This is a genomic window from Alloalcanivorax mobilis, assembly GCF_002864685.1.
Taxonomy (GTDB): Bacteria; Pseudomonadota; Gammaproteobacteria; order Pseudomonadales; family Alcanivoracaceae; genus Alloalcanivorax; species Alloalcanivorax mobilis.
Genome location: NZ_NMQZ01000006.1, coordinates 71,675 through 83,617, shown reverse-complemented (window position 1 = coordinate 83,617; position 11,943 = coordinate 71,675). Strand labels below are relative to the sequence as shown.

9 protein-coding genes are annotated in these 11,943 nt (G+C 62.6%); 1 reads left to right on the top strand and 8 read right to left on the bottom strand.

The genetic code is table 11. The features are described from left to right. Positions 1-77 precede the first annotated feature (77 nt). From CGS25_RS05185 to CGS25_RS05150, 8 genes are all read right to left on the bottom strand, one after another. Positions 78-806: a DUF4124 domain-containing protein gene (locus CGS25_RS05185; protein WP_198588698.1), complete on the bottom strand. Its 729-nt coding sequence runs from the start codon at positions 804-806 to the stop codon at positions 78-80. 358 nt (positions 807-1,164) lie between these two features. Continuing rightward, positions 1,165-2,571, bottom strand: coding sequence for a glutamate--ammonia ligase (gene glnA / locus CGS25_RS05180; protein ID WP_089031048.1), 1,407 nt, complete (start codon positions 2,569-2,571; stop codon positions 1,165-1,167). A gap of 223 nt (positions 2,572-2,794) precedes the next feature. After that, on the bottom strand, positions 2,795-3,037 hold the full coding sequence (locus tag CGS25_RS05175; RefSeq protein ID WP_089031047.1) for a sulfurtransferase TusA family protein: 243 nt from the start codon (positions 3,035-3,037) through the stop codon (positions 2,795-2,797). A 2-nt stretch (positions 3,038-3,039) separates the two neighbouring features. Continuing rightward, positions 3,040-4,128 carry a tRNA (5-methylaminomethyl-2-thiouridylate)-methyltransferase gene (locus CGS25_RS05170; protein ID WP_101674804.1) on the bottom strand — a complete coding sequence of 363 codons (1,089 nt, stop codon included), beginning with the start codon at positions 4,126-4,128 and terminating at the stop codon, positions 3,040-3,042. Between the two features lie 267 nt (positions 4,129-4,395). Continuing rightward, positions 4,396-6,240 (bottom strand): DUF3413 domain-containing protein, encoded by a 1,845-nt coding sequence (locus CGS25_RS05165; protein WP_101674803.1) that lies wholly within the window; start codon positions 6,238-6,240, stop codon positions 4,396-4,398. A gap of 89 nt (positions 6,241-6,329) precedes the next feature. Then, on the bottom strand, positions 6,330-7,331 hold the full coding sequence (locus CGS25_RS05160; protein ID WP_101674802.1) for an alpha-L-glutamate ligase-like protein: 1,002 nt from the start codon (positions 7,329-7,331) through the stop codon (positions 6,330-6,332). Next, positions 7,331-8,866: an inactive transglutaminase family protein gene (locus CGS25_RS05155; protein WP_101674801.1), complete on the bottom strand. Its 1,536-nt coding sequence runs from the start codon at positions 8,864-8,866 to the stop codon at positions 7,331-7,333. Before CGS25_RS05155 ends, CGS25_RS05160 begins: the two co-directional genes overlap by 1 nt. A gap of 18 nt (positions 8,867-8,884) precedes the next feature. After that, positions 8,885-9,460 carry an ATP-dependent zinc protease family protein gene (locus CGS25_RS05150; protein ID WP_101674800.1) on the bottom strand — a complete coding sequence of 192 codons (576 nt, stop codon included), beginning with the start codon at positions 9,458-9,460 and terminating at the stop codon, positions 8,885-8,887. Positions 9,461-9,857: 397 nt separating this feature from the next. Between CGS25_RS05150 and typA the strand changes: the two genes are divergently transcribed. Next, a complete protein-coding gene (gene typA, locus CGS25_RS05145) occupies positions 9,858-11,666 on the top strand; it encodes a translational GTPase TypA (protein WP_101674799.1) in 1,809 nt (602 codons plus the stop codon). Positions 11,667-11,943: the final 277 nt, after the last annotated feature.

Here is an 11,943-nt window from a genome sequence, read left to right as displayed (position 1 = left end):
TCACCGCGACCGCGGTGCGAAACAAGGTCCACGATGGGGCATTGCCCCATTATGGTGCAAGCGCTATTTAAACAGGCTCATCGGGAGGAGGAAGACGAGGAAGAAGAGGAAGACGCTCCGCCCACCGACGACGGCGTGGCGGCGCGCCCGGGCGTGGCCGGCGGACCGGTGGTGGCCGGGGCCCCGAAGCGGGCGGCGCCGCCAACGCTGGCCGGGCTGCCCAGACGCGCTGGGGCGCCATAGGTGGCCACGCCGGAGCCGCCGCTGGCGCGGCCCTGCTGGGAAACGCTGGTGCGGTGCACATAGATCACCACCGGCTCGGAGCGGGCCACGCTGGCACCGCTGGCATCGCGCACCTCGACCTGAAGAGTGTGGCTGCCCCGGTTCGGGTTCTCCAACGCCTGGCCCTGCAGCGGGGTGCCGTTATCCAGCACCACCAGACGGTGGCCATCCCGCAGTGCCGGCTCCAGCGATATCCGCACCGGCACCGGAGAGGAAGGATTGCGCACCGTGGCTTGATCCTCGGGGCTGGTGATGGCGAGCCGCTGATAGCCCTGAAAGGCCGGCTGCTGCTTGTCATCGGCGGCCTTCGGCTCGCCCACCGGCAACGGTGCTTTCATCGGCACGGTATTGGGCTCGCGCAACCGCACCGGTTCGGCGCGGCTTTTGTCGGCGGGATTATCGGTGAAGACCACGTTGCCGTTTTTGTCGGTGGTACGGTAAATGGTGTCGTCACGACCGGACGCTTCGTCGGCCCAGGCGGGCGACAAGCCCAGCAACAGCAGAAAGATCAGACAAACTCGCATCGGCGGTCCTTTCAACGGGTTGCTTTGATTCTGCCGCCAGGGGAGCGGGAATGAAAGGGGGGGGCGCGCGCAAGACGAGAGGCTGGCTTTTGCGGGCACAGGCGCAGCCGGCCGGGCTGGCGCGGTTAAATGATCAGGCTTCACATGGCCGGCCCACAGCCCCCTCTCCCTGTCCCTCTCCCGCAAGGGGAGAGGGGACTCACCAAAACACGCCATCATGACCTGCCGTTCGCAACGTTCCAGAGCACGATTTTTAGCCCCTCTCCCCTTGCGGGAGAGGGGTTGGGGAGAGGGGGCCAGGGAAGGCGCCCACAAAAAAAACCGCCGAAGCGGGTTTTTTGTGAAGCACTGCCGGTGTTTAGCAGCTGTAGTACATATCGAACTCGACCGGGTGCGGGGTCATGTTCAGGCGCTCGATCTCGCCACGCTTGAGGTCAATGTAGCCGTCCAGCATGTCCTTGGTGAACACGTCGCCGGTGGTCAGGAAGTCGGAATCGGCTTCCAGAGCATCCAGGGCCATGGTCAGGGTGTGAGACACGGTGGGGATGTCCTTGGCTTCCTCGGCGGGCAGATCGTAGAGATCCTTGTCCATGGCGTCGCCGGGGTGGATCTTGTTCTTGATACCGTCCAGGCCGGCCATCATCAGCGCGGCGAAGCACAGGTACGGGTTGGCGGACGGATCAGGGAAACGAGTCTCGACGCGGCGCGCTTTCGGGTTGCTTACCCACGGAATCCGAATGGAAGCGGAGCGGTTGCGAGCGGAGTACGCCAGCATTACCGGGGCTTCGAAGCCGGGCACCAGACGCTTGTAGGAGTTGGTGGAACCGTTGGTAAAGGCGTTCAAGGCGCGGGCGTGTTTGATGATACCGCCGATGTAGAACAGCGCCTCGTCGGACAGGCCCGCGTAGCCGTCGCCGGCGAACAGGTTTTTACCGTCCTTGGACAACGACATGTGCACGTGCATACCGGAGCCGTTGTCACCGATCAGCGGCTTGGGCATGAAGGTGGCGGTCTTGCCGTAGGCGTGGGCCACGTTGTGCACGCAGTACTTGAGGATCTGCACTTCGTCGGCCTTGGCGGTCAGGGTGTTGGCGCCCACACCGATTTCACACTGGCCGGCGGTGCCCACTTCGTGGTGATGCACTTCGATTACCAGGCCCATCTGCTCCATGGCGGAACACATGGCGGCGCGCAGGTCGTGCAGCGAATCCACCGGCGGAACCGGGAAGTAGCCGCCTTTCACACCGGGACGGTGACCGATGTTGTTCTTCTCGAAGTCGTCGCCGGACACCCAGGCGGCTTCTTCGGAATAGATGCTGTACATGGAGCCCTGCATGTCGGACTTCCACTGCACCGAATCGAACACGAAGAATTCCGGCTCCGGCCCAAACAACGCGGAATCCGCGATGCCGGTGGACTTCAGGTATTCCTCGGCGCGACGGGCGATGGAGCGCGGATCACGCTCGTAACCCTGCATGGTGGTCGGCTCGACGATGTCGCAGCGCAGGTTCATGGTGGTGACGTCGGTGAACGGGTCGAGCACCGCGGTGGCGTCGTCCGGCATCAGGATCATGTCGGATTCGTTGATCCCCTTCCAGCCGGCAATGGAGGAGCCGTCGAACATCTTACCGTCCTGGAAGAAGTCTTCGTCGATTTCGCCCACCGGAATGGTAACGTGCTGCTCTTTACCATGGCTGTCGGTAAAACGCAGGTCCACCCACTTCACGTCATTATCTTTGATCAGTTTCAGCGTCTTTTCAGACATTGTTGAGCGTCCTCCTGGAACGGGTATGTGTCTGGCTTCTCGCCGCCGCCGGAGCGGGCACGCAAAGAGCCGCTATTCTGGGCCAGAAGGCCCGCGACGCCAATAGGGGAGCAATTAGTATGCCAGCCCTTTTTTGGCGCATTGTCCGGATTTTCGTCCCAAGCCGTGCGCTGCACCAGAGGTGTGCGCACCAAATGGGTGCCGATGGCCTGTTAGTGCACCATTAAAGTGCGGATCGAGCTTCACCAACACGCAGCGTGATCAGCACATCATGGCCGCTCTCGCGCGTCTCCAGGACCTCATGGCCGTTAATCCGGCACCAGGCGGGAATGTCGTTGAGCGCCCCCGGATCGGTGCAGGTTACCGTCAGGATGTCGCCCCTTTCCAGTTCACGCACCCGATTCTGGGTTTTGATCACCGGCATCGGGCAAAGCAGACGGCGCGCGTCCAGCTGCTGTTCAGCCATGTCTACCCCACGTTCCAGGCCAGAGGAATGTCGTCCGGGTGGGCCGGGGTGACGGTCAGTTCCCGGGCCACGCCGCCGGGCTCGCGCATCTCCACCACCACTTGATCATCACCACGGCCCTTCGAGTAACGGGCGACGATGGCCGCCGCCTGGTGGCGCTGCTCTTCGTTTTCCAGGGTGCCGTCCACCAGCGCCAGCGGCCCGGGGCAACTGGCGGTGGTGAGGCTGGTGAACTGGTAACGGTAGCCTTCCAGGAAGCGGTTCTCCCCTTCCTCGCGGCTGATGATCAGCTTGTAGTGCGGCGCCGGACGGATGTGTCGGCCGACCTTGAGCAGCATGATGTCATCCAGCTCATAGCGGCGTTCGTTGCGCGCCGTCCACAGGTCGGTGAGCTTACGGGAGTAGGATTCGTCGGTGAGAAAGCAACAGCCGCCAGCGGGTTGGGCGTATTCTTCCAGGCCGAACTGCTTGGCCAGCGCCATCTGCGGCTTGCGGTTGCGCCCGGAGAAGCCGTGCAGGCGCTCGCGGTCCACCCAGCCTTCCCGTTCCGGCAGGGTCGGCGGCAGATTGCGGGCGCTGAGCGGGCGCAGCAGGCGATCATCGGCACCGGACTCGCGGCTGATGATCGGCATGGTTTCCTTACGCTGACTCTTCGGCCGCTGGCCGACCACCTCGCCGGTGACAATAAAATCGAAGCCCTTCTCGCCGGCCAGCTCCCGTGCCTTGTTGAGCATCAGGGTGGCTTGGTTGACCATGAAGATCTTGCAGTCCAGGCAGGGATTCAGGTTGGCGCCGTAACCGTGCTTGGGGTTGAGCACCACATCCTTGTATTCCTCGGAGATGTCCACGATGTGCAGCTGGATGCCCAGCGTCTCCGCCACCCACAGGGCGTTGTTGCGCTTGTCTTTGTCCTGGTCTTTCTTGCGGATCGCATGGGTATGGCCTTCCACGCAGAAACCGGTGAAAAAATTCACCCCCTCCACGTGAACACCCTGCTCCTGCATCACCTTCACGGCCAGCATCGAGTCCAGGCCGCCAGACACCAAAGCAATGGCGCGTCTTTGAATCGGTGGGGGGGCTACCTCGGACATGCACTCCGCCTGCGATTTTCGCTGATCAAAAAATGGGCGCGAAAGTATAGCATGGAAGGAGGTGGAGCTTATATGCCTGATGCTGGAGGCTAGACGCTAGACGCTAGACGCCTGACGCCTGACGCCTGACGCCTGACGCCGGACGCCGGACGCTTAACCCTGGCACCGCAACGATGGGGGCGCGCAAAAGGCTCTTGCGTAGCCGCAATGCTCTTGGTCCGGGTTTTGATCTTAGCGTCCGGCGTCCGGCGTCCAGCGTCCGGCGTCTTATTTCCGATAAAACCGCGACATGTCGCGCAGCACCCTCGCCAGCCGCGTCTGTTCGCTGGCGAAGACCGCCTCTTCGTCCGCCACCGGTTCATCATCGGCGCGGCTGACGCTCATTTCGGCCAGGCCGCCGGCGTTCATGGGCATGGCGATTTTGAACTGTTGGCCCATGTAGGCCACCGCGTCCCAACTGGCGGCGAGCCGGTAGCGATCCGGGCTGACCTGGTCCAGCGGCACGCCGACCGCGTAATCACCGCTGGGGCTGGTGACGCCCAGGCGCTGCATCACCGTGGGCGCCACGTCCAGGTGGCTGGTGGGCAGGTTGACCACCGCCGGGTCGATGCCCGGGCCGGCGATCACCAGCGGCACGTGCACCTGCTCATCATGAAATTCCGAGTTGTGGCCCCAGCGGCCATGCTCCATGAATTCCTCGCCGTGGTCTCCGGTGATCACCACCAGGGTGTTGTCCAGTTGGCCGCTGCTCTCCAGCTCATCGATCACCCGGCCCAGTTGCTGATCGAGATGGTGCACCGAATTGATGTAGCGGTTGAAGATGCGCGGCATGTCTTCGTGTACGTCCATGGTGGCGTAGTTGAAGTCGGCCAGATAATCGCTGCGAATCACGCTTTCTTCGGGGAAGTAATAGCGGGCGTGGGGGGATTCGAAAAACATAAAACCGAAGAACGGCCTGCCATTGCCATCCTGGTGCAGGAAATCGAGCAGCCGGGCCACGTTGCGGCGATCGCGCTGCCAGCCCTGGCCAGTGTCGTCGCTGACCATCACGTCTTGGGGCACGCCGGAGAACACGGTCTTGTCGAATTCCGGATAACTGAAACGGGCGCTGGTGTACAAGCCGAACCGGTAGTCGCGCCGCTGCATTTCACTAATCAGCAAGGGCGGCTTGCGGGCATTGAGAAACGAAAACCAATAGTTGCCGGGCAAGCCGTAGAACAGGGAAAAAATGCCCATGCGGGTGCCATTGCCGCCACTGAAGTGATCGCTGTAGCGCCGCCCATGCTGGCTGGCGAAGCGCCACAGATTGGGCATGATTTCCGGGGTCAGCATATCGCCGCGCAGGGATTCGGCGACCAGAAACAGCACGTTCGGGCTGGGCGGGTTGTCCCGCCGCTGCAAAGCGTTCAACGGATACTGGAGCCGGCCGGAATCGGTGACATCGATACTGGTGCGGCGCTTGACCTGGTAACCCAGATCCTTGGCAACGCTGGCAAAGGTGGCGGGCTGATAAAGCGGGATTTCATGGGCAATCGCCAGCACCGGGCGATAGCCGTTCAAATGACTCAGACCATAAACAAAACGCTCGCCGAGCATGCACCCCAACAACACCGTGGCCACCAGCCACCAGCGCAGCACCGGACCACGACGATGCACCGAGAGCGCCATCAGCGCTGCCTCCAGCACCACGATCGCCAGACACACCAGCCCCACCGAGTAAACGGTGCCGTCGCTGCCGCCCATGGAGGCGATGCCCCCCGGGGTGACCATCAGGTTCCAGACGAATCCGTTGATGTGAAAGCCGTACAGCCGATACACCTGGCTGTCCACGATCAACAGCATCAGAACCGCGCTGGCCAGCAGCACCGCCAGCACTCGCGCCAGCGGACGTGGCAACAACCACCAGGCCAGCGCCGTCATCAACAGGGTCGGCAGCAAATAGACAAAGGCGTAACCGAACAGCGCCGCCAGCGTGAACAGCACGTTCCAGCCCTTCTCCCAGGGCATCAGGCTCTGGTGGGCGATATAGCCGGTCACGACCAGCAACAGGCCGTAGTTGGTCAGAAAAAAAAGACGGGGGAACAGGCCCTTATGGGCGGGAGCCACTGCCATGGGAACACCGCGAACCGAAATGAGAAGTCGCGAGAATAACCAACCAGTGTTAATTGAACCTTAATATGGGGAAGGTCGCGGAGACGGCGCTACTGCGCCGTCGTAATCACCTGATCAGGCAGCCGGGCCACCGCGAAGTGCTGCTTGGACAACGCCACCCGCCGGGCTACCGGTTCGGCCTCGGCGTCGTCGCCGAGCTTCTCCAGGTGCTTCTCAACGATCTGACAGCGGCGCACCAGGCCATCGTCGATGGCGATCTGGATGTTCAGCCCGGGCCGGGCGTTCAACTCCAACATCATCGGGCCTTTGTGCTTGTCCATCACCAGATCCACGCCCAGATACCCCAAGCCGGTGAGGTCATAACAGCGTGCGGCCAGGTCCAGACATTCCTGCCAATCGGGGATTTGCACCCCGGCCACCGGATGGGCGGTGTCCGGGTGGCGATCAATTTTCAGGTTGTGCCAGGTGCCGCTGAGGGTCACGCCGGTGGCGATGTCCACGCCCACGCCAATGGCGCCCTGGTGCAGGTTGGCCTTGCCGTCGGACTGGCGGGTTGGCAAGCGCAGCATGGCCGCCACCGGGTAGCCCTTGAGCACGATGATGCGCACATCCGGCACACCGCCAATGCTGATGCGGTCGAACAGGTCGGTGGAACGCACCCGATACTCAATCAGGGCCCGGTCGCGGTGCCCACCCAGGGAATAGATGCCCGAGATAATCCCGGAGATGTGAAACTCCAGCTCCTCGGGGCTGATCATGCGGCCCGAGGAGCTGCGGTAGAAGCCTTCAAAGCGATCCGAGATCACCATGATGCCATCGCCACCGGCGCCCTGGGCGGGCTTGATCACGAAGTCACCGTGGGTTTCGACAATGTGATCCAGCGTGCTGATGCCCTGCTCGGTATCGATGATGCCGTACATCTCCGGCACCCGGATGCCGGCGCTGAGCGCCAGATTCTTGGTGCGGATCTTATCGTCCACCAGCGGGTAGAGATGGCGGTCGTTGTACATCAGCACATAGTCGCCATTGCGCTGGTTGATGCCCATCACCCCGCGCTGGCGCAGGGCCTTCCAGGTGTTGATCCCGAACATCAGTTGCCCTCTTCGGTCATCGCCCGAAAGCGCAGCAGTTCCATCAGGCGATAGCCGCGATAATGGCCCATCACCACCATCACCGCCGCCAGCATCAGCAGAATGCCGGGGAAGGTGAACACCAGATAGATGAGCTGCTCCCAGACCATCAGGAAATGGCACAGGACGGCGGCGATCAGGGTACCAATCGCCACTTTCAATGACTGCGGCCCGCCGCGCTCTTCCCAGACGATGGAAACCCGTTCGATCACCATGGTCAGAATCACCATCGGGAACAGCGCCACCGACAAGCCGGTGGACAGCCCCAGCTTATAGCTGAGCAGCGTGATCACGCCCATCATGATCACCACGAACGTCAGCACCACCGACAATCGCGCCAACAGCTGCAATTTCAAATGCTCAAGATAGGATCGCACCGACAAGCCCACGGTGGTGATGCCGGTGAACAACAGCACGCCCCAGATCACCTGAGTCTCACGGAACGCCAACGCGATCAGCACCGGGGTGAACGTGCCCAGCGTCTCCATGCCCACCAGCGAGCGGATCAGCAGCACCAGCAGTACACCCACCGGAATCATGATCAGCACCTTCAACAGTTGCTGGGTCGGCACTGGCAGTTCATAAAAAGTGAAATCAATAAAGGTGTTGCGGTCTTGCAGCTTCAGCGATTGCGCCAATTGCAGGGCGCTCATTTCGTTCTCGTGCACACTGAAGCTGACCCGCGATCCGCGCCCGCCTTCCAGGGTCAGCAGCGGCTTTTCGCCGCTCCACCATACCAACCGGTCCTCGGGCAGGCCCTGCCGGCCATCCAGCGGGTTGAAGTAAAGCCAGTCCTGACCATTAAAGGTGCGCAGCCACAGTTCCGGCTGTTGGCTCTTGTTGTCCGCCAGCTGCAGGGTGTGCACCGGCTCGGCGGGGATATGCGCCACCGCCAGCAGCAAATCCACCACGCGGGCCCGATTTTCCGGGCGCAGGTCGCCGCCCAGCAGCAGCCTCACGTTATCGTTTTCCAAGTTGTTGACGCGCTTGATGGTCTCGCTGATAAAGGTTTCGATATCCGCCGAATGCTGGCGAATCGGCGCCAGCAGAGCATCCGCGGCGACCCGCTCCGCGCCCTGCAAAGAGGGACTGGGACGAAACTGCGGCCCGCCTTCCGGCGGTGGTGCCGGCTCGGCGAAGCGCGGGGTCAACATCAAACGGTAATAGAGGGTTTCCTCGCCAGCGCCGCGACGGGCCGACCAGGTCACCAGGCGGTTGCCGTTCTCGCGGTTGACGTTGACCCCGTAATTATTGGAAATAAAGCTTTCGTTGAGCGCGGTAAAGCCGCTGTCCAGAGGCGGCACGAACATGCGCGCCTTGAGGGGCTGGTTGGGACGGGCGGTGAAACTGACCTGGGCGTCCACCACCCACACCGGGTCGGTTTCGCTTTCCTTCAGCGGGACTTTCTGTACCAGCACCTGATACGCCATGCTGCCGATGCCAACGATAAGCAAAGTGGTGGCCAGCAGCCGGGCGTGCAACTTTACAGAACGCATTGTCTAGCCTTATTCCAATTATTCGGCGCCCGCAGCGACTCCGCCGCGAGCACAATCCGGCGCCCCGCGCCCCATCGATACCGCCGGGTCCACCAGCGCGCCCAAATCACGCAACGCCTCCGACCCGACCAGTAACGGGTAGCTGAACGCCCGGCGATCGGTGAGGTTGACCTCCACCGTGGCGAGGCGATCGCCCACGCACAGAGTCAATGCCACCACCGGCCGACGGGTATATCCCTTGTCACCGGGCAGCGCGCTCTCCGCGCGCTGCTTTATACGTACATGATCGGCCAGCGGCAACTCTATACGATCCGACGGGCCGGCGCCGAGGCCCCATTTTTCGCGGGTGTCGGCGTCCACGGCCAACGCGAAGGAGACCATCTGGTGTCCGTCACGCAAAAAAGTGCGCACCTGATCGGCGCTCAGCGACGCCGACTCCGCGCCGGTGTCCAGCTTGGCCGGCAGCGTCAGCCCCAATTCTCGGATATGCACCTGCTCATGCAACCCCAATATCACTTTGCTGGCCGGTGCCGGCCCGCCGGCCTGGGCCGTGCAGGCCAGGGCAAGCAACGCCGGTGCCCAGCGGTAACGCATAACCAATATTGATCCCCAGCTCAGTGGCACAAAAATCATGACAGGCTCTACGACCGGTCCGATGCCATTTGGTTGCGCATCGGCGTCGTGGCCCTGCCTGAGCGGGTCAGCGTGGGCCGGGGCCATGAACGGCGTCACATTCTGGCATGGTTGCCCGGCCCCGCCCACCGCCCGGCCGGCCGCCGCGCGAGGCCCCGGAAAAGCCGCTGACACCGATGTCATCAGGTTGTTATGGCTTCCCCGGGGCTAAGGACTGTACAATGCGCCCCCGAATCCGCCCCCCGATCCCCCCAACATGCCCCGAACGACGGGCTTGTCCGCCCCGGCGAAGCTGCTCGCGGGCATCCCGATATCATTGGACCGGCGGTGGCATTACCCGTAATACGGAGCTTTTTTTGTGATCGAACGCCTGCGCAACATCGCCATCATCGCCCACGTTGACCACGGCAAGACCACCCTGGTGGACAAGCTGCTGCAACAATCCGGCACCCTGGGAGACCGCGCCGGCAACGTGGAACGGGTAATGGACTCCAACGACCTGGAGAAGGAACGGGGCATTACCATTCTCTCCAAGAACACCGCCCTCAAATACGGTGATTACCGCATCAACATCGTCGACACCCCCGGCCACGCCGACTTCGGTGGCGAGGTGGAGCGCGTGATGTCGATGGTGGATTCGGTGCTGTTGCTGGTGGACGCGGTGGACGGCCCGATGCCGCAAACCCGCTTCGTCACCCAGAAAGCGTTCGCCGCCGGCCTTAAGCCGATCGTGGTGATCAACAAGGTTGACCGCCCCGGCGCCCGCCCCGACTGGGTCATGGACCAGGTGTTCGACCTGTTCGACAACCTGGGCGCTAGCGACGAGCAGCTCGACTTCCCGGTGGTCTACGCCTCCGCGCTGAACGGCATCGCCGGTCTCGACCAGGACAACCTGGCCGACGACATGACGCCGCTGTTCCAGGCCATCATCGACCGGGTACCGGCGCCGGAAGTAGACGCCGACGGCCCGTTCCAGATGCAGATTTCCTCGCTGGACTACAACAGCTACCTGGGCGTGATCGGCATCGGCCGCATCAAGCGCGGCAGCGTCAAGGCCAACTCGCCGGTCAAGATCATCGACCTCAACGGCGCCGTGCGTAACGGCCGCGTGCTGCAGATCATGGGCCACCACGGCCTGGATCGGGTCGATGTGCCCAGCGCCAGCGCCGGCGACATTGTCTGTGTGACCGGCATGGACCCGCTGGATATCTCCGATACGCTGTGCGATCCAAACAACGTGGAAGCGCTGCCGGCGCTGACCGTGGACGAACCCACGGTGAGCATGTTCTTCCACGTCAACACCTCGCCGTTCGCCGGCAAGGACGGCAAGTTCGTCACCAGCCGCCAGATTCGTGAGCGCCTGGAAGCCGAGCTCAAGCACAACGTGGCCCTGCGCGTGGAAGAAACCGGCAGCGCCGACCAGTTCCGCGTTTCCGGCCGGGGCGAGCTGCACCTGTCCGTGTTGATCGAGAACATGCGCCGCGAAGGCTTCGAGCTGGCGGTGGGCCGCCCGCAGGTGATCATCCGCGAGGTGGACGGCGTCAAGCAGGAGCCCTACGAAAGCGTGATGGCGGACGTGGAAGACCAGCACCAGGGTTCCATCATGGAGCACCTGGGCCTGCGCCGCGCCGAGATGACCAACATGGAACCCGACGGCAAAGGCCGCGTGCGCCTGACCTTCACCGTACCCAGTCGTGGCCTGATCGGTTTCCGCAGCCAGTTCCTGACCCTCACCTCCGGCACCGGCATTCTCAACAGCACCTTCAGCCACTACGGCGAATACAAACCCGGCGACATGGCCAAGCGCAGCAATGGCGTGCTGGTGTCCATGGTCAGCGGCAAGGTGCTGGGCTTCGCCCTGTTCAACCTGCAGGAACGCGGCCGCATGCTGATCGAACCCAACGTGGAAGTGTACGAAGGTCAGTTGATCGGCATCCACAACCGCGGCAACGATCTGGTGGTCAACCCCACCAAGGGCAAGCAGCTCACCAACATGCGCGCCTCCGGCACCGACGAAAACATCATCCTCACCCCGCCGGTGCGCTTCAGCCTGGAACAGGCGCTGGACTTCATCGAAGACGATGAGCTGGTGGAGGTCACCCCCCACTACCTGCGCCTGCGTAAAAAGCTGCTCACCGAAACCGAACGCAAACGCGCCAGCCGCTGATTGGCGTTGTAGCAGGACGGCCCTTCGGGGCCGTTTTTTTATGTGGGAGCGGTCCCTGACCACGAAAGAGCTCTGCCAGACCCGCCTCGCCTTTCAGGCTCGGTTCGCGGTCAAGGACCGCTCCCACGCGGCGCCGTAGCAGGGCCATATCCGGGTTGGAATGTTTTTGTGGGAGATTCCATGGTGTCCTGCAAGAGCAATGACCGTGAGAAGATACCTCTTACCGCTGTTGACGCCCTTTGGGGCGCTCTACTTGATTCGTGGCGTTGCCACTCAC